Origin of the sequence: Intestinimonas timonensis (assembly GCF_900626145.1) — a bacterium.
In the GTDB taxonomy this organism is placed as follows: domain Bacteria; phylum Bacillota; class Clostridia; order Oscillospirales; family Oscillospiraceae; genus Intestinimonas; species Intestinimonas aquisgranensis.
The window spans coordinates 1118641-1136019 of the sequence record NZ_LR130817.1 but is presented as its reverse complement, the minus strand read 5'-3'; the positions used below and the strand labels follow the sequence as shown (position 1 = coordinate 1136019).

The following is a 17379-nucleotide window of genomic DNA, read 5'->3' as shown; positions in this document are numbered from 1 at the left end:
GCGAAAGAGCAGGACGGGGGCAAGTCTCCCGTCCTGCTTGTTTTTAGGAAGTGATCCATGATGACCATTGAACCCAATACCATTACCACCATGCCGGTGCTGGCGCTCCGGGGCCTGACCATTTTCCCCAATATGCTTCTCCACTTTGATGTGGGTCGGGGTGCCTCCATCAAGGCCCTGGATGAGGCCATGACTGAGGGCCTGCCCATCTTTCTGGTGGCCCAGCGTGACCTTACTGTGGAGGAGCCGGGGGAGAAGGACCTTTATACCGTTGGCACCGTCTCTAACGTCAAGCAGATTCTCCGTCTGCCGGGAGACAACGTGCGCGTCATGGTGGAGGGCTCCTCCCGGGGGCGGCTGGTGAGTCTGGGCAAGACAACACCCTTCCTCCAGGGAGAGGTGGAGGTGCTTCCAGCGCCTGAGCACACCCGTAACACTCCCAAGACCGAGGCTCTCATCCGCAGTACTTACGAGCTCTTTGAACGCTACGCCGAGCTCTCTCCCCGCATGACCGGGGATGTGCTCATCAGCGTGCTCTCCAGTGAGGACCCCGGCTATATCGCCGATTATATCGCCCAGAACATCGCCATGCGGGCTTCAGATAAGCAGGCCATCCTGGAGGAGCTCCAGCCTGTGCGGCGACTTACCAAGCTGGCCCATGCCCTGAGCCGGGAGGTCTCTATCCTGGAGTTGGAGCAGGAGGTTCAGTCCAAGGTCCGGGAGCAGTTGTCCGACAATCAGCGAGACTATGTCCTGCGTGAGCAACTCAAGGTCCTCCGGCAAGAGCTGGGGGAGAGCGAGGACGGCGACAGCGAGCAGGACGAGTACCGTGCCCGCATTGAGAAAGCCCACCTTCCGGAGGAGGCGGCCAAAAAGGCGGAGAAGGAACTCTCACGGCTGGCCAAACAGCCCTTTGGCTCCGCCGAGGCCACCGTCATCCGGAACTATCTGGATGTGCTATTGGACCTGCCCTGGAACAAGCATACCAGGGAGCGCACCGATGTGGCAGCGGCCCGGAAGGCGCTGGACGCCGACCACTATGGTCTTCAGAAGGTGAAGGAGCGCATCCTGGAGTTTCTGGCCGTGCGGCAGCTGGCACCTGAGCTCAAAGGACAGGTGATTTGCCTGGTGGGACCGCCGGGTGTGGGAAAGACCTCCATCGCTATGTCGGTGGCCCGTGCCACCGGCCGGAAGCTGACGCGGATCTCTCTGGGCGGTGTCCACGATGAGGCCGAGATCCGGGGTCACCGGAAGACCTATGTGGGCGCTATGCCTGGCCGCATCATCGATGGTATCCGCCGGGCGGGGAGCTGTAACCCACTGCTGCTGCTGGATGAGATTGACAAGTTGGCCTCTGATATCCACGGCGATCCGGCCTCTGCTCTGTTGGAGGTGCTGGACGGGGAGCAGAACAGTACATTCCGGGACAACTTCCTGGAGGTGCCCTTCGATCTCTCTGAGGTATTCTTCATCACCACCGCCAACACCACCGATACCATCCCCAGGCCGCTGCTGGACCGGATGGAGGTCATTGAGCTCTCCAGCTATACCGATGAGGAGAAGCTCCAGATCGCCAAGGAGCATTTGCTGCCCAAGGAGCGCAAGCGCCACGGTCTGAAGAAGTCCCAGCTTAAGCTCACCGACGACGCCATCCGGGCCCTCATCACTGGTTACACCAGAGAGTCCGGCGTCCGGGTTCTGGAGCGGCGGATCGGTGCTCTTTGTCGGAAAGCCGCCATGGAGATCGTCTCCGGAGATGCGAAGCAAATCTCCTTGACAGCCTCTGATCTGGAAGGATTTTTGGGCCCAAAGCCCTACCATCCGGACCGCCGGGAGACCGAAAGCCTGGTGGGTGTGGTCAACGGTTTGGCCTGGACTCAGGTGGGCGGCGAAATGCTCCAGGTAGAGGTCAATGTGGTGCCAGGTACGGGTAAGGTGGAGCTCACCGGCAATCTGGGCGATGTGATGAAGGAGTCCGCCAAGGCGGCCCTGAGCTATATCCGCAGCAGGGCCCAGTGCCTGGGCATTGACGAGGATTTCTACAAGACCAAAGACATCCATGTCCACTTCCCGGAAGGAGCTGTGCCAAAGGATGGGCCCTCGGCGGGCATTACCATCACCACCGCTATGGTCTCCGCCCTCACCAATACGCCGGTGCGGCAGGATGTAGCAATGACAGGTGAAGTTACTTTACGAGGCAGAGTACTGCCTATTGGCGGCCTGCGGGAGAAAACCATGGCCGCCCTGCGCAACGGCATGAAGACGGTGCTCATCCCCGCCGACAATGTGGGTGACCTGGAGGAGATCGACCAGACCGTTCGGGCAGCGCTGAAGTTCATACCGGTGGAGCAGGTGGACCAGGTGCTCTCGGTGGTGCTGGAGACGGACGGGACCCAGGCCCTGCCCAATCTGGAGGCCGTATCTGAGCCCGCCCAGGGGACGGTGCGCTCCCTGGATTTGAAGCAGTAATGGGGGAGGAGCCATGATCAATTTACAAATGGCGGAATTTGTCCGCTCCGCGGCGAAAAAAGAGGACTTTCCCCGGGACGGGCTGCCTCAGATCGTCTTTTCCGGCCGCTCCAATGTGGGCAAATCCTCGGTAATCAACCGCCTCCTGGGCCGCAAGAACTTTGCCCGGGTGGGCAGTGCGCCGGGGAAGACCACCCACATCAACTATTTTAAGATCGATGGGAAATTCTACCTTGTAGACCTGCCAGGCTACGGCTATGCCAAGGTCTCCCAGGCGGAGAAGGCACGGTGGGGTCGGCTCATCCAGGCCTGGTTTGATGATCCCAGCCTCATGACCCTGGGGTGCATGCTGGTGGATGCCCGGCACAAGCCAACGGCGGACGACTGCACCATGGGCAACTGGTTCAAAGAGACCGGCCGTCCCTTTGTGGTGGTGGCCAACAAGCTGGACAAGCTGAAGAAAAGCGAGATTGAGCCCAATCTCCAGCGGATCCGTGACACACTGGAGCTGGACGAATCTGTAAAGGTAATTCCCTTCTCAGCTGAGAAGGGGGAAGGCCGGGACGCTCTGCTGGGTGAGCTGGCCGAACACATTGGGGAGGGATTCCGATGAGATATGTCCGCGTGGAGCGGCTGGGCAAGGTCCGCTGGGGGGTGCTGGACGGAGAGACGGTCCACACCCTGAAATGCCCCCCGTATGCCGGGGATACTGAGTACTATGACGGCAAGACCTGGGAGCTGGAGAAATGTCGGCTCCTGGCGCCCTGTGAGCCGGGGAAGATTGTGTGTGTGGGCAAGAACTACAAGGACCACGCTGAGGAGATGGGGGAGGGTGTGCCCGAGCAGCCCATCCTCTTTATCAAGACCCCCAACTGCGTCAATGACCCAGAGGGAGAGGTCCACGCCCCGGATTTTGTCACTCGTCTGGACTATGAGGGCGAGCTTGCCATTATGATCAAGAAAGAGGCCAAGAACTTAAAGCCCAATGAGGTGTGGAATTACATTCTGGGTTTCACCTGCCTGAATGATGTCACCGCTCGGGATATCCAGAAGGGAGACGGCCAGTGGACCCGAGGTAAGTGCATGGATGGCTTTGCGCCGGTTGGGCCGGTGGTTACCGACGAGGTGGACCCCACCAACCTGCTGCTGGAGACCCGCCTCAACGGCAAAACAGTCCAGTCGTCCCGGACGTCTCTGTTTATGACCAAGATCCCCGAGATGCTGGCCTTTATCACTGCCTCCATGACTCTGGAGCCTGGTGATCTGGTGGCTACCGGCACGCCAGCCGGCATCGGTCCCATGGTGCCCGGTGACACCGTAGAGGTGGAGATCCAGGGCATTGGTACCCTGCGCAGCCGGGTGGTGTGACCAGCTGCGCCTTGTGCTTTTGGGCACAAACTGATATAATGTCGAACGTACGAAAGGGGGCGGAGATATGCTGCGGCACATTCCGCTTGGACGAATGTACAACCTGCGGGACCTGGGTGGCTATCCCGTCTCCGGGGGCGGGGAGACGCTCTGGGAGAAGCTCCTTCGGGGGGATAACCCAGAGCACCTGACAGAGGAGGATCTCCGGTGGCTTCTGGACCGGGACATCACAACGGTGGTGGACCTGCGCAGCGAGGCGGAGACCAGGCGCAAGCCCGACCAGCTTGCTTCCCAGCCTGGCTTTTACTACTTCCACTGTCCGCTCCTGTCAGAGGGAGATGGTATGCCCAATCTGGAGACGGATGTGGGGCAGGGCTATTTTCGGATGCTGGACGGCTCTGACCTGGTGGCCAGGGCTCTGCGGACCGTGGCTTGCGCTCCAGCCGGTGTCCTTTTCCACTGCACGGCGGGAAAGGATCGCACCGGCCTGATGGCCGCCTTGCTGCTGGGTCTTGCCGGTGTGGAGCGGGCCGATCTGCTGGCCGACTACCAGGTGTCAGAGACCTATCTGGCTGACATCATTCGGCAGATCAAGACCAAAGTCCCCACACTCTCTGCCTTTGCCGGCGCATCCAAGGCGGAATATCTGAGCGACTGCCTGGATCTGCTGGAGGAGAAGTATGGCTCTGTCTCAGGCTATCTCCAGGCGATCGGCTTGACGGAGGAAGAGCTCACCGCACTGCGGGGAAAGCTCCTGCCCCCGGACCACACAAAAGGAGGCCCGGAGTTTGGGTAACTTTTCCGATTTTGCGCAACATATGGACTGGGCCGGACTCATAGACCTACTGCTGTCGGTGGCGGCTATCCTGCTGTGCCTCACCGTCCACGAGACCTGCCACGGCCTGGCGGCCTGTGCTTTGGGGGACCCCACCGCCAAGCGGCTCCACCGGCTTTCCCTGAATCCCTTGCGGCACATCGACCCCTTCGGCGCCCTCATGATGCTGGTGGCTGGGTTCGGCTGGGCCAAGCCGGTGCCGGTGGACCCGCGGTATTTCCGAAAGCCAAAGCTGGGCATGGCCATCACCGCACTGGCGGGACCGGTATCCAATCTGGTCATGGCCTATCTGGCATTGCTGCTCCGGGCGGTATTGCTGGCCTTTTATCATCCCGGTTCCGTCCTTCTGGAGGGGATCATCGGCTTCTGCGAGACGCTGGCCGTGCTCAATGTGGGCCTGGGCATTTTCAACCTGATCCCGTTCCCACCGCTGGACGGCTCCAAAGTGTTGGGCGCCTTTTTGCCCGACCGGGCCTACTATCAGCTCATGCGCTATGAGCGGTGGGGGATGCTCCTCCTTATGGTCTTGCTCTGGCTGGGGGTGTTCAGCGCTCCTCTGAGTGCCGCGCGGACCTGGGTACTGGACCTGCTGCTCCAGGGAGCGGCCTGGCCCTACTATCTGCTCACATAAGACGAAAGGAAGAAGACGCCGTTGGACGGACCCATCTATCATCTGGAAAAAGTGGTGAAGGCCAAGGCGGAGGACCTGGAGGACTTCACCGGACCGCTGGACCTCATCCTGGCTCTGCTGAGCAAGAACAAGATGGAGATTAAGGATATCCAGATCTCCGTGATCCTGGATCAGTATCTGGCCTGGATGGACCGGCGGAAGGAGCTGGACCTGGAGGTGGCCAGTGAGTTCGTCACCATGGCGGCCCAGCTGGTTTTCATCAAGTCCCGGATGCTTCTCTCCATCCACGATGAGGAGGCCCTCTCTGAGATGGAACAGCTCATCGGCTCTCTGGAAGCCCACCAACGCCACGAGGACTATCTAAAAATCAAGGCGGTGGTACCGGAGCTCTCCGACCGGTTCGAGCTGGGCAGGGACTACATCACCAAGGGGCCGGAGGCTATGCCCACTGACCGTACCTATTGCTATGTCCACGATAAGGACGATCTGCGCCGGGCCATGCTGGCGGTGCGGGAGCGGATGGGCACTTTGCTGCCGCCTCCGGTGAGCGCTTTTGACGGCATTGTGGGGCGGGAGCCCTATCCGGTGTCGGACAAGGCCGCCGAACTGATCCAGCGGCTGGTTCGCTTTGGTGTTACCCGGTTCCGTGCCCTGTTCCAGGGTAACCGAAGCCGCTCGGAGGTGGTGGCCACCTTTATCGCCGTGCTGGAGCTGTGCAAGGCACGGCGTATTCGTCTGGCAGGTACCGACACCGATTGCACAGTGACCTGTACCGGGGAAGGGGAGACCCAGATGGAGTTCTCCACCGATGCCTACTGACGCACGGAAGGAGGAGGAGCCTTTGACAGATTTGAAAGAGATCGAATCGGCCATGGAGGGAATCCTATTCGCAGCCGGTGAGCCGGTGGGTGTGGAGCGGTTATGCCTTGCTCTGGAGATCGACCGGGCCACGGCGGACGCAGTGGCCCAGAAACTTATGGATGATTACAGCTACCACCGGCGGGGTATCCGGCTGGTGCGTCTGGACACCAGCTATCAGCTCTGTTCGGCGCCGGAGCATGCCGACCTCATTCGAAAGACCTTTGAGAGTCGGCGCCCGCCCAAGCTGTCCCCCCCCGCCCTGGAGGTACTGGCCATCATCGCATACTACCAGCCCACCACCCGTGCCTACGTAGACCAGGTCCGGGGTGTGGACAGCGCCTACACCGTTGGTCTGCTGTTGGACAGGGAACTCATCGAAGAGTGTGGCCGCTTGGCTGTGCCCGGCCGGCCCATCCTCTACCGCACCACGCCCACCTTTCTGCGCTCCTTTGGCCTGAGCAGCCTGGACGAGCTCCCGGAGCTCCCCGCCGCCGCGCCGGAGGAGGGTCAGCTGAGTATGGATATGCAGGCGGCGCTGGAAAAGCTGCGTGATCTTCGTGAAGAGGGCGAGGAACCCACCGAGGAGGAGCTGCGCTCGGCCGCTGAGACCCTGGCCCGGGTTGAGATGGGTGCCGGGGAGGGAGGCTGAGGCCGTGTGATCTGGGTGGTCCTGGCATGCATCTTGGTCGCCTTGTTCCTGGTGTCCCTGATCCGGGTCGGAGTGAGGGCGGAATATGATGACCGGCAGCTCACAGTCCGCCTACGGACGGGCCCGGCAGCGTTGCAGGTCTATCCTTTGAAACAGAGGAAAAAGAAGGAGAAAAAGCCTGCAAAGCAAAAGCCGCAGAAGAAGCAGGAGGAGCCGGAACCGGACACCGGTGAGAAGCTGTCCCTCCTCTGGGAGCTGATGCCAGTGGCCCTGCGGGCGGCAGGCAGCCTTCGGCGAAAGATCTCTGTGGACCTGCTGGAGGCCCACATCCTGTTGGCCGGCAGCGATCCGGCCTCTGTGGCGGTGGCCTTTGGCAGCGCCAATGCCATCATCGGTATGGTCCTACCCCTTTTGGAGCAGAATTTCCATATCCGCCAGCGCGACATCCGAACGGCGGCAGACTTTCAGCGGGCCCACTCAGAGGTGCAGGCCAAGGTGGCCCTGTCCCTGACCGTGGGGCAGGGTGTGACCTTCGCGCTGCGCTTCGGGTGGCAGGCGCTGGGTGTGCTACTCCGCTGGCGGCGGCAGAATGAGACGGAAAAAACGGCCAAACACACAACAGAAAGGGCGGTACCGTATGGAAAAGAACCATCCCATCAGTGAACTTATGTCCACCACTATGCAGAAGATCCGGGAGATGGTGGATGTCAACACCATCGTGGGCACTCCCATCCACACCGACGACGGCGTGACCCTCATCCCGGTGTCCCGGCTGTCCTTCGGCTTTGCCTCCGGCGGCAGCGATTTCACCACTAAAAACCAGAAGCCCGACGCTGATAACTCCTTCGGCGGCGGCAGCGGCGCCGGTGTCAACATTGCTCCGGTAGCCTTCCTGATTATCAAAGGGGACTCTGTGAAGCTGCTGCCTGTGGCACCTCCCGCCGGCAACGCAGTGGACCGGGTGGTGGAGCTGGTGCCGGAGATGTTCGACAAGGTCACAGGCTTCATCGAGAAGCAGGACAAAGAAAAGAAGGAATTCGCAGAGTAACCAGTCCTCACGTCTGTGACTGACCGGAACGGGGAGCGGGATAATCCAGGGGCGCGGCAGGCATACTAACGGCATCTATCTGTTGAGGTGATGCCCCTTGAAGCGCTTTGCCGCCCTTTTGCTGGCTTTTTTGCTGCTCTGTCCCGCCGCCCAGGCGGCGGAGCCGGTCACATCGGCGTCCTCCGCCATTCTGGTGGATGCCGAGAGCGGCCGGGTCCTTTATGAAAAAGACGCCCATACCCGCCGGGGCATTGCCAGTACCACCAAGCTCATGACGGCTCTGGTGGCGGCGGAGTCGGTTACCGACCTGAGCGCCAAGGTGGAGATCCTGCGGGAGGACACCCTCACGGAGGGCTCCTCCATGTATCTGAAGGTAGGGGAGAACGTCACGGTGGAGGCTCTCTTCTATGGCCTGTTGCTCCAGTCGGGAAACGACGCCGCTCTGGCCTTGGCGCGGTACTGCGCCGGGAATGTGGAGCCCTTCGTGGCCCGGATGAACGAAAAGACCCAGGCTCTTGGGATGGCGGACACCCGGTTTGCCAATCCCAATGGTTTAGATGACGAGAATCATTATTCCACGGCTGCCGACATGGCTGTTTTGGCGGCGGCCTGCATGGACAACGAGCTGGTGGCCAAAATAGTCTCCACCAAGTCGGCCACCATAGGAACACGAACCTTTGTCAACCATAACAAGCTGCTGAGTCTCTATCCTGAATGCGTGGGCATGAAGACAGGGTATACCCGATCCTCTGGGCGTACGCTGGTGTCAGCCGCCCGGCGGGACGGCCAGTTGCTGCTGTGCGTCACGCTCAACGACCCAAACGACTGGGAGGATCACGCTGCCCTCTTTGAGTATGGCTTTGAGACCTATCCCCGGTGCTTACTGGCCAGTGCTGGTAAAACGGTGGGACTGGTGAAGACCTCCGGGTCCCTGGTGCCAGCAGTCCCGGTGCAAACGTCGGAGGAGGTGTGGTATCCGCTGACGGAGTCCGAGCAGGTCCAGGCTGAGCTGAAGCTGCCCGATGGTCTCCAGACACCGGTGGCCGACGATGTGCCGGTGGGTGCCCTGGTATTTACTCTGGACGGGGCGATCATTGGGGAGACCTCTCTGGTGTGTGCCGCCGGAGTCCATTCCGATCAGGCACCTGAGGCCGGTCCTCTGGAGCGGCTGTGGTCACTGTTTCCCTGGGCGGGGTAGCCCGCCCGTACATCTGAAGAAAGAGGTGCCCTCATGGAGGAACGCCTGCAAAAGCTGCTCTCCGCCGCCGGACTCTGCTCCCGGCGGACAGCGGAAGACTATATCGAGGCCGGGCGGGTCACCGTCAACGGCCAGACCGCCAAGCTGGGTGACAAAGCCGATCTGACCCGGGACCGGGTGGCCCTGGACGGGGTGGAGGTAGGTCCGGCAGCGGAGCCGGTTTATCTCATGCTCAACAAGCCAAGAGGCTATGTGACTACCCTCTCCGACGAGGAGGGACGTCCCACGGTGGCCCAGCTTGTGACCGACTGCGGGGTCCGGGTGTGGCCGGTGGGCCGGTTGGACCTGGATTCGGAGGGACTGCTCCTCCTCACCAACGACGGGGCGCTCACCCACAGGCTCATCCACCCCAGCCATGAGGTGGACAAGCAGTACTTAGTGATGGTCACTGGGGATATTGAGGCTGCGCTGCCGGTGCTCAACGGTCCCATGGAATTAGACGGTGTGGCTCTGGCGCCGGCCAAGGTGGACCGGTTGGGTCCCAATCTGCTCTCCTTCCAGATTCATGAGGGAAAAAATCGGCAGATCCGCCGGATGTGTCAGCAGGTAGGACTGACCGTGAAGGCGCTTCGGAGGGTCCGGGAAGGCCAGGTCCAGCTAGGCGGACTCAAGCTGGGGAAGTGGCGCTATCTCACCGATGAAGAGGTCGCCATTCTCAAGTCTCTGTGAGCATGCAGGAGAAAAGGTCACATCTTGCAGATCATGCTTGATTTTCCTCCCGTTTCCCGTTATGATAATATCTGTTGGGTCTTTGCCGGAAGACGGCGTACACCCGCAGTGCCGGACCGCATAGGTCCGAACAGTAGCCCGGAGCAAACCGGGGAGGAAATGTGAGGGTACCCCTATATGTCAAGGGATGTTCTGACCGCCATCCAGAATCGGATGCCGAGCTTTTCAAAAGGGCAAAAGCTCATTGCCCGTTTTATATTGGACTCCTATGACAAGGCCGCTTTTATGACGGCCAGCCGTCTGGGTAAGACGGTCAATGTCAGTGAGTCCACCGTTGTACGCTTTGCCGCTGAATTGGGCTACGACGGCTACCCCAGTATGCAAAAGGCCCTGCAGGAGATGATCCGCAGCAAGCTCACTTCCATCCAACGAATTGAGGTGGCCAACGACCGCATTGGGGACCACGATATTCTCTCTACCGTGATGCAGTCGGATATTGAAAAGATCAGACTCACTCTGGAAGAGGCGGACAGGACCGGCTTTAACCGGGCGGTGGACGCCATCCTGGACGCCCGACGGATTTATATCGTTGGCGCCCGTTCGGCAGCGGCCCTGGCGGATTTCCTAGGCTTTTATTTCAATCTGATTTTTGACGATGTCGTTCTGATTCGGACCACATCGGTGAGCGAGACCTTTGAGCAGCTGCTGAGGGTCAGCCGGGAGGACGTGGTCATCGGTATCAGTTTTCCTAGGTACTCCAGCCGGACGGTGCAGGCCATGCGCTTCGCCCGGGACCGTGGGGCCAACGTGGTAGCGCTCACCGATTCGGAGACCTCGCCTCTGGCGGAGATGGCGACTGCTACGCTCCTGGCCAAGAGCGATATGGCCTCCTTCGTGGACTCTCTGGTGGCGCCGCTGAGCCTGATCAACGCCCTCATTGTGGCGGTGGGGCGGCGGAAAAATGCTGATGTAGCCCAGACCTTCGCCACTCTGGAGCAGATCTGGTCAGAGTATGGCGTATATGAACAAGTAGAGGAAGAGAACTGATTTGACGCAGAAAGAAAAGCGTATCATTGTGATAGGGGGCGGCGCCGCGGGCATGCTCGCGGCGCTGACTGCTGCCCGGATGGGTGCGTCCGTTACGCTGCTGGAGCGCAACCAGAAGGTGGGGCGGAAGCTCTATATCACCGGCAAAGGCCGGTGCAACTTGACCAACGATTGCACTCCAGCGGAAGTGCTCTCCAACGTGCCCCGGAATGGGAAGTTCCTCACCAGCGCCGTTACCCGATTTCCGCCCGCTGAGGTCAAGGCCTTCTTCACCGACCTTGGGGTGCCGTTGAAAACCGAGCGGGGCAATCGCGTCTTCCCGGTGTCTGACAAGGCTGCCGACGTGGTGGATGCTCTCTTTTTCGCCCTGCGCCGGTCCGGCGTGGATTTGATTCAGGACCGGGCACGGGAGATCCTCACCGATCATGGGGCAGTCAGTGGAGTAAAGGGGGAGCGGGGCAGCTATGCCGGCGGTGCCGTGATTTTGGCCACTGGCGGAGCATCCTATCCGCTTACCGGTTCCACGGGGGACGGTTATACCATGGCAGCCGCCTTGGGTCACACCATCCTTCCTCCCAAGGCGTCCCTGATTCCATTGGTGGTGGAGGGGGAGGAGTGCCCCAGCATGCAGGGTCTCTCCCTGCGAAATGTGGTGGTGAAGGTCAAAAACAAAAAGGGCAAGGTGATTTTTAGGGAGCAAGGGGAAATGCTTTTCACCCACTTTGGCCTCTCTGGCCCCCTGATTCTCAGTGCCAGTGCCCATATGAGAGACTTTGAAAAGGACCAGTATACGGTGATCATCGATCTGAAGCCCGCCCTGGATGAAGTCGCTCTGGATGACCGTCTGGTGCGGGAGCTCACCGGACAGCCCAACCGGGCTTTTCACAATGTGCTGGAGACCCTGGCGCCCCGACTGCTGATTCCGGTGCTGGCCAAGCGGGCGGATATCCCTTCGAATTTGCCTGCCAACGCCGTTACTAAGGTTCAGCGCCGTCGTCTGTTGGAGACGCTAAAGGGATTGTCCTTCCCGGTGGCGGGACCCCGACCGGTGGAGGATGCCATTGTTACCAGCGGCGGTGTCAAAGTATCCGAGGTAGATCCCAAAACTATGGGTTCCAAGCTGGTGCAAGGGCTTTACCTTGCTGGTGAGCTGCTGGACGTGGACGCCTATACCGGCGGCTTTAACCTTCAGATCGCCTGGTGCACCGGCCGTGCGGCCGGGCAGGCGGCGGTGGAGGGGTTCCAATGACGGAGCCGAAAATTAGGAGGCAGAGACATGGGACATAAGAGCGTAGCCATTGATGGCCCCTCCGGAGCGGGGAAAAGCACCCTGGCCCGGCAGGCGGCCAAAGCCCTTGGCTTTCTTTACGTAGACACCGGCGCCATTTACCGGACCCTAGCGTTGCTGGCTCTGGAACGGGGGGTGGACCCGGCAGACCCGGCAGCGGTGCAGGCACTGCTGCCCCAGGCCGACATCCGTCTGGCGTATAACAGCAGCGACGGCCTTCAGCACATGTACCTGTGCGGCCGGGACGTGACCGAGGATATTCGCCGCCCTGAGGTCTCGCGGGCGGCATCATCTGTATCGGCCATCCAGGCGGTGCGCGACTTCCTCATGGAGACCCAGCGAGAGCTGGCACGGCAGCACGACGTCATCATGGATGGCCGGGATATCGGGACTGTGGTGCTGCCCCAGGCCGATGTCAAGATTTTCCTCACTGCCTCTCCTGAGGCACGGGCCCGCCGCCGCTGTGACGAGCTTGCCCAGCGGGGGACACCTCAGGACCTGGAGACCGTCCTGGCGGAGATCGTGGAGCGGGACCGGCGTGACACCACCCGGGCGGCGGCGCCCCTCCGTCAGGCAGAGGATGCCGTCTTGGTGGATACCACCGAGCTTGATCTGGCGGAGAGCCTTCAGGCACTGCTGGACGCCGTCAGAGGGGAGCTTAACGCATGAGAACATTTTACAATGTGATTTACATGATCGTCTTTCCGTTTTTCAATCTGGCGCATCCGGGCCGCGCCATTGGTCGGGAGAACATCCCTGAGGGAGGCGTGCTTGTGTGCGGAAACCACACTGCCATGTCCGACCCCTTGTTTCTGGCCTTTGCCTTCCGGCATAAGAACCAGCTGCGCCCCATGGCGAAGGCAGAGCTGCTGCGAGTTCCCTTCATTGGTTGGATTCTCCGCCATGTTGGAGTTTTCGGCGTAGAGCGGGGGAAGTCCGACGTGGGTGCCATCAAACAGGCCATGAAGTATTTAAAGGAAGGGGAGAAGGTGCTCCTCTACCCGGAGGGACATCGGATCCACGAGAGCAGGGGAGAGCAGGGCGAGGCCAAAAATGGTGCCGCTATGCTGGCCGTCCGGTGCGGTGTGCCCATCCTTCCCGTATACGTGCCGGAGCGCAAGCCCTGGTTCCGAAAGACCACCGTGGTCATTGGGGAGCCCTATATGCCCCAGGTATCCAGCCGGAAGGGGACGGCGGAGGAGTATGACGCCATCACTGCTGACCTCATGGAGCGTATCCACAAGCTGGGGGAGCGGGCGGTATGAGGATCGAACTGGCCAAGTCCGCCGGCTTCTGCTATGGCGTAAAGCGTGCGGTTGAGATGGCAGAGCAGACCACTCGGGCAGGAGGCGCTGTGCTGCTGGGTCCGGTGATCCACAACGACCATGTGGTGTCGAAACTGGAGCAGGAGGGCGCTGTCTTGGTTCGCGCGGTGGAGGAGGTTCCTGACGGAACGTCGGTCATTCTTCGCTCTCACGGCGAGGCCAAGTGGGTCCATGACGCGCTGGAGCAGAAGGGATGCCGGATCATAGATACTGCCTGCCCCAATGTTCAGCGCATCCATCGTCTGGTGGCTGAGGCCGAGGCGGCGGGACGACAGCCGGTCATCATCGGCACTCCCGATCACCCCGAGATCGTGGCGATTGCCGGCTGGTGCCGTCATCCGGTGGTGCTGCCCGATGGTGAGGCCCTGTCTGCATGGCTCGCTGAGTGCCCGGAACGGCGGGAAATGCCGCTCACATTGGTCTCTCAGACCACATCGACCCGTAAAATTTGGGATCAAGCCATAGAAACAGCAAAAAAAGAGTGTACAAACGCTGAAATTTTTGATACAATATGTAACGCTACGTATATACGGCAGACGGAAGCCCAGGAATTGGCAGCCCGTTGCGATGCGATGATCATCATCGGAGACCGCAAAAGCTCCAATACAAAGCGGCTTTCGGAGCTGTGTCGCGCTCTTTGCCCCCGGGTGGTCGCCATTGAGGGGGCGGAGGAATTGGAACCGGCCTCTTTCGCAGGGGCGGCTTCGATCGGCATCACCGCGGGAGCATCAACGCCCGGGTGGATTATAAAGGAGGTCTATGACAAAATGAGCGACGAAATCATGGAGATCGAGGAATCCTTCGCTGATCTGCTGGAGAAATCGATCAAAACTTTAAATACAGGAGAGAAGGTCACCGGTGTCGTCACTGAGATCACGCCCACTGAGATCTATGTGGATCTGGGCACCAAGCACGCTGGCTACATTCCTGTATCCGAGCTGACCGACGATCCCACCGTGAAGGTGGAGGACATGGTCAAGGTGGGCGATGAGATTGAGACCTACGTCATGCGCGTCAACGACGCTGAGGGCGTGGTCACCCTGTCCAAGAAGCGTCTGGACACCGTGAAGAGCTGGGATGACGTGGAGGCCGCCCGCGAGGCCGGCACCGTGGTGGAAGGCGTCATCACCGAGGAGAACAAGGGCGGCGTTGTGGCTTCTGTCAAGGGCGTGCGCGTGTTCATCCCCGCCTCTCAGACCGGTCTGCCCCGTGACGCTGCCATGACCGCTCTGCTGAAGCAGAAGGTCCGCATGAAGATCACCGAGGTCAACCGTGCCCGCCGCCGCGTGGTGGGTTCCATCCGTGCCGTGGAGCAGGCTGAGCGCGCCGAGAAGGCCGCCAAGGTCTGGGCTGAGATTGAGAACGGCAAGCACTACAACGGCGTTGTGAAGTCTCTGACCTCTTACGGCGCTTTTGTGGACATCGGCGGCGTGGACGGCATGGTCCACATCTCCGAGCTCTCCTGGAGCCGCATCAAGCACCCCTCCGAGGTCGTCAGCGTGGGCGACCCTGTGGACGTGTATGTCATTTCCTTTGACCCCGAGAAGAAGAAGATCTCCCTGGGCATGAAGGATCGGAGCCAGGATCCCTGGACTGTGTTCACCGACAAGTACAGCGTGGGTGACGTGGCCAACGTGAAGGTGGTCAAGCTGATGACCTTCGGCGCCTTTGCCGAGATCGTTCCTGGCGTGGACGGCCTGATCCACATTTCCCAGATCGCTGATCACCGCATCGACAAGCCCGGCGACGTGCTGGCCGAGGGTGATATGGTGGATGTGAAGATCACCGATATCGACATGGAGAACAAGAAGGTCTCCCTGTCCATCCGTGCCCTGCTGGAGGATTCTGCTCCCGTGGAGGACGAGGAGTAATCCTCTGTTTACTCATCAAGATGAAAAAAGGACCTGTCTCCAGAAGAGACAGGTCCTTTTTTGCCGCTTTTCACATCTTTGACTGAGATTTGACGCCTGTTTTGCGGAAGATACGGTGCTTTTTACTTGCGAAACAGTGATAAATGGTTTATAATAAACTTGATTTGTAGGTTTGTCAAGTTATTTTTCTCAAGTCAAGGAGGTGGTTATCATGTTTCAGATAGGAGATAAGATCGTCCATCCGATGCATGGTGCCGGCGTGATCGACAGCATCGTCAGCAAAAAGGTCAACGGCGTGGTGCGGGACTACTACATCCTCAAGCTGCCAGTGGGGGGCATGCTGGTCATGATACCCACCGAGCACACGGAGGAGATTGGGGTGCGGCCCGTAGTGGATCGGGACGCAGCCGACCGTATTCTTGCGGCCATGCCAAACATTGAGGTGGACATGACCCAGAACTGGAATCGCCGCTATCGGGAGAACATGCTTCGGATCAAGAGCGGAGACCTGCTGGAGGTGGCCCGGGTGGTGAAGGGCCTGATGCTTCGGGACGAGGATCGGGGACTCTCTACAGGGGAACGGAAGATGCTCCACTCCGCCAAGCAGATCCTGATATCTGAGTTGGTTCTCTCACAAGATGCCAGTTATGAGGACGTGGAGAAGCGCATCAACACCGCGCTTAGCTGACTGCCCGACAGATTAAAAAGGAGCCGAAAGGCTCCTTTTTGCGGTGGAAGGAGACCCATCGCCCCATTGGAAAGGAGTGTTCCCATCATGCCAATCTTTGGCGCACTGAGGAAGCGACGTCCGGCTGCGCCGTTCTGTACCGCTGTGGTACCTGCCGCCGGTTCCTCCACCCGCATGGAGGGCCAGGACAAAATGCTTTTGGAGCTGGGGGACCGGCCGGTGCTGGTTCGGACCCTCCAGGCGCTGGAGGCCTGTAACCTGATCCATGAGATCGTGGTGGTGACCCGTGAGGACCTGGTGGTACCGGTAAGCCGTTTGTGCCGGGATTTTGGTCTGGAGAAGGTTACCAAGGTGGTGACCGGAGGCGCTACCCGCACTTTGTCGGTGCTCGCCGGTATCCGGTCGGCCAGCCCGGAGGCCGAGCTCATCGCTGTCCATGACGGTGCCCGGCCTTTTGTCACCCAGGAGCTTCTGGAGGAAGTCGTCCGGAAGGCGGCAGAGTGCGGCGCGGCGGCGCCGGCGGTGCCGGTGACCGATACAGTCAAGCGCGCGAAAGACGGTGTGGTGGAGGAGACCCTGGACCGAGAGATCCTCTTTGCGATTCAAACGCCCCAGGTCTTTGAGGCATCTCTTTTAAAGGCGGCGCTCCAAAAGGCGGCAGAAGACGGTGTCACTCTCACTGACGACTGCGCCGCTGTGGAGCGCCTGGGCATGCGAATCTCCCTCACCAAGGGAGACCGGGCCAATTTAAAGCTGACTACCCCTACGGACTTGGACCTGGGGTTGGGTATTTTGATGGGAAGGGGAGAAGTGTAGTGGCAGAGCTGCGGATTGGGCACGGCTATGATGTCCACCGACTGACAGCGGGACGCAGGCTCATTCTGGGCGGAGTAGACATCCCGTGGGAGGAAGGGCTGTTAGGTCACTCTGACGCCGATGTCCTCACTCACGCAGTGATGGACGCCCTGTTGGGTGCGGCCGGACTGGGGGACATCGGAAAGCTCTTCCCTGACAATGACCCGGCATTTGCCGGGATCTCCAGTCTGGTACTGCTGGACCGGGTGTGCGGCCGATTGCGGGAGGAGGGCTGGCAGGTGTGTAACGTGGACGTCACCATTGTGGCCCAGCGACCCAAGCTGGCCGGACATATCCCCCAGATGCGTCAAAACCTTGCCCTCCATCTTGGGGTTCCCCAGGAGCGAGTAAACGTGAAGGCCACCACTGAGGAGGGATTGGGCTTCACTGGCACCGGTCAGGGCATGGCAGCCCACGCCGTGACCCTGCTGGAGCGGGTATAAACAAAGACAAGGGACCGGAGCCTTATGACAGGAGGCTCCGGCCCTTTTTGTATAGTGTCCTCTGTGAGCTGACA

At 60.2% G+C, this 17379-nt stretch carries 19 protein-coding genes; all 19 read left to right on the top strand.

The genetic code is table 11. The annotated features are described in order from the left end of the window. The first annotated feature begins 60 nt into the window (after nucleotides 1-60). The 19 genes from lon to ispF all read left to right on the top strand — a co-directional run bounded on the left by lon (nucleotide 61) and on the right by ispF (nucleotide 17305). Nucleotides 61-2469: an endopeptidase La gene (gene lon / locus E0E29_RS12380; RefSeq protein WP_130850878.1), complete on the top strand. Its 2409-nt coding sequence runs from the start codon at nucleotides 61-63 to the stop codon at nucleotides 2467-2469. A 13-nt stretch (nucleotides 2470-2482) separates the two neighbouring features. After that, the gene (gene yihA / locus E0E29_RS12375) at nucleotides 2483-3082 is read left to right on the top strand and encodes a ribosome biogenesis GTP-binding protein YihA/YsxC (RefSeq protein WP_130850093.1); all 600 of its coding nucleotides are present in this window, start codon (nucleotides 2483-2485) and stop codon (nucleotides 3080-3082) included. Then, a complete protein-coding gene (locus E0E29_RS12370) occupies nucleotides 3079-3837 on the top strand; it encodes a fumarylacetoacetate hydrolase family protein (protein WP_130850092.1) in 759 nt (252 codons plus the stop codon). The genes yihA and E0E29_RS12370 overlap by 4 nt, the downstream gene beginning before the upstream one ends. Before the next feature lie 67 nt (nucleotides 3838-3904). Then, nucleotides 3905-4633: a tyrosine-protein phosphatase gene (locus E0E29_RS12365; RefSeq protein ID WP_130850091.1), complete on the top strand. Its 729-nt coding sequence runs from the start codon at nucleotides 3905-3907 to the stop codon at nucleotides 4631-4633. Then, entirely contained in the window at nucleotides 4626-5303 is a 678-nt protein-coding gene (locus E0E29_RS12360) for a site-2 protease family protein (protein WP_227602826.1), read from the top strand. Before E0E29_RS12365 ends, E0E29_RS12360 begins: the two co-directional genes overlap by 8 nt. A 21-nt stretch (nucleotides 5304-5324) precedes the next feature. Further along, nucleotides 5325-6122, top strand: coding sequence for a segregation and condensation protein A (locus E0E29_RS12355; protein WP_242622489.1), 798 nt, complete (start codon nucleotides 5325-5327; stop codon nucleotides 6120-6122). Between the two features lie 52 nt (nucleotides 6123-6174). Beyond that, on the top strand, nucleotides 6175-6813 hold the full coding sequence (gene scpB / locus E0E29_RS12350) for an SMC-Scp complex subunit ScpB (RefSeq protein WP_417093717.1): 639 nt from the start codon (nucleotides 6175-6177) through the stop codon (nucleotides 6811-6813). Nucleotides 6814-6960: 147 nt separating this feature from the next. Further along, on the top strand, nucleotides 6961-7476 hold the full coding sequence (locus tag E0E29_RS12345; protein ID WP_130850089.1) for a DUF2953 domain-containing protein: 516 nt from the start codon (nucleotides 6961-6963) through the stop codon (nucleotides 7474-7476). Continuing rightward, entirely contained in the window at nucleotides 7451-7861 is a 411-nt protein-coding gene (gene ytfJ, locus E0E29_RS12340; protein ID WP_130850088.1) for a GerW family sporulation protein, read from the top strand. The genes E0E29_RS12345 and ytfJ overlap by 26 nt, the downstream gene beginning before the upstream one ends. 97 nt (nucleotides 7862-7958) lie before the next feature. Then, nucleotides 7959-9059, top strand: a complete 1101-nt coding sequence (locus tag E0E29_RS12335) for a D-alanyl-D-alanine carboxypeptidase family protein (RefSeq protein ID WP_130850087.1) — start codon at nucleotides 7959-7961, stop codon at nucleotides 9057-9059. Between the two features lie 33 nt (nucleotides 9060-9092). Then, nucleotides 9093-9788 carry a pseudouridine synthase gene (locus tag E0E29_RS12330; RefSeq protein WP_130850086.1) on the top strand — a complete coding sequence of 232 codons (696 nt, stop codon included), beginning with the start codon at nucleotides 9093-9095 and terminating at the stop codon, nucleotides 9786-9788. A 177-nt stretch (nucleotides 9789-9965) separates the two neighbouring features. After that, nucleotides 9966-10835, top strand: a complete 870-nt coding sequence (locus E0E29_RS12325) for a MurR/RpiR family transcriptional regulator (RefSeq protein ID WP_130850085.1) — start codon at nucleotides 9966-9968, stop codon at nucleotides 10833-10835. 1 nt (nucleotide 10836) lies between these two features. Continuing rightward, nucleotides 10837-12084, top strand: a complete 1248-nt coding sequence (locus E0E29_RS12320) for a BaiN/RdsA family NAD(P)/FAD-dependent oxidoreductase (RefSeq protein WP_130850084.1) — start codon at nucleotides 10837-10839, stop codon at nucleotides 12082-12084. 27 nt (nucleotides 12085-12111) lie between these two features. Then, nucleotides 12112-12792, top strand: coding sequence for a (d)CMP kinase (gene cmk / locus E0E29_RS12315; protein ID WP_130850083.1), 681 nt, complete (start codon nucleotides 12112-12114; stop codon nucleotides 12790-12792). Then, complete coding sequence (locus E0E29_RS12310) at nucleotides 12789-13388, top strand: lysophospholipid acyltransferase family protein (protein ID WP_130850082.1); 600 nt, start codon at nucleotides 12789-12791, stop codon at nucleotides 13386-13388. Before cmk ends, E0E29_RS12310 begins: the two co-directional genes overlap by 4 nt. Continuing rightward, on the top strand, nucleotides 13385-15319 hold the full coding sequence (locus E0E29_RS12305) for a bifunctional 4-hydroxy-3-methylbut-2-enyl diphosphate reductase/30S ribosomal protein S1 (protein WP_130850081.1): 1935 nt from the start codon (nucleotides 13385-13387) through the stop codon (nucleotides 15317-15319). Before E0E29_RS12310 ends, E0E29_RS12305 begins: the two co-directional genes overlap by 4 nt. Nucleotides 15320-15530: 211 nt before the next feature. Then, the gene (locus tag E0E29_RS12300; protein ID WP_130850080.1) at nucleotides 15531-16007 is read left to right on the top strand and encodes a CarD family transcriptional regulator; all 477 of its coding nucleotides are present in this window, start codon (nucleotides 15531-15533) and stop codon (nucleotides 16005-16007) included. An 87-nt stretch (nucleotides 16008-16094) separates the two neighbouring features. Further along, nucleotides 16095-16823 carry a 2-C-methyl-D-erythritol 4-phosphate cytidylyltransferase gene (gene ispD, locus E0E29_RS12295; protein ID WP_130850079.1) on the top strand — a complete coding sequence of 243 codons (729 nt, stop codon included), beginning with the start codon at nucleotides 16095-16097 and terminating at the stop codon, nucleotides 16821-16823. Next, nucleotides 16823-17305, top strand: coding sequence for a 2-C-methyl-D-erythritol 2,4-cyclodiphosphate synthase (gene ispF, locus E0E29_RS12290; RefSeq protein WP_423202446.1), 483 nt, complete (start codon nucleotides 16823-16825; stop codon nucleotides 17303-17305). Before ispD ends, ispF begins: the two co-directional genes overlap by 1 nt. The last annotated feature ends 74 nt before the right edge of the window (nucleotides 17306-17379 follow it).

Coding starts and splice junctions, on each gene's coding strand:
- yihA (WP_130850093.1), top strand. CDS start 2,483: ATGATCAATTTACAAATGGCGGAATTTGTCCGCTCCGCGGCGAAAAAA.
- ytfJ (WP_130850088.1), top strand. CDS start 7,451: ATGGAAAAGAACCATCCCATCAGTGAACTTATGTCCACCACTATGCAG.
- E0E29_RS12305 (WP_130850081.1), top strand. CDS start 13,385: ATGAGGATCGAACTGGCCAAGTCCGCCGGCTTCTGCTATGGCGTAAAG.
- E0E29_RS12365 (WP_130850091.1), top strand. CDS start 3,905: ATGCTGCGGCACATTCCGCTTGGACGAATGTACAACCTGCGGGACCTG.
- E0E29_RS12300 (WP_130850080.1), top strand. CDS start 15,531: ATGTTTCAGATAGGAGATAAGATCGTCCATCCGATGCATGGTGCCGGC.
- ispD (WP_130850079.1), top strand. CDS start 16,095: ATGCCAATCTTTGGCGCACTGAGGAAGCGACGTCCGGCTGCGCCGTTC.
- scpB (WP_417093717.1), top strand. CDS start 6,175: ATGGAGGGAATCCTATTCGCAGCCGGTGAGCCGGTGGGTGTGGAGCGG.
- E0E29_RS12310 (WP_130850082.1), top strand. CDS start 12,789: ATGAGAACATTTTACAATGTGATTTACATGATCGTCTTTCCGTTTTTC.
- E0E29_RS12330 (WP_130850086.1), top strand. CDS start 9,093: ATGGAGGAACGCCTGCAAAAGCTGCTCTCCGCCGCCGGACTCTGCTCC.
- E0E29_RS12370 (WP_130850092.1), top strand. CDS start 3,079: ATGAGATATGTCCGCGTGGAGCGGCTGGGCAAGGTCCGCTGGGGGGTG.
- lon (WP_130850878.1), top strand. CDS start 61: ATGACCATTGAACCCAATACCATTACCACCATGCCGGTGCTGGCGCTC.
- E0E29_RS12325 (WP_130850085.1), top strand. CDS start 9,966: ATGTCAAGGGATGTTCTGACCGCCATCCAGAATCGGATGCCGAGCTTT.
- cmk (WP_130850083.1), top strand. CDS start 12,112: ATGGGACATAAGAGCGTAGCCATTGATGGCCCCTCCGGAGCGGGGAAA.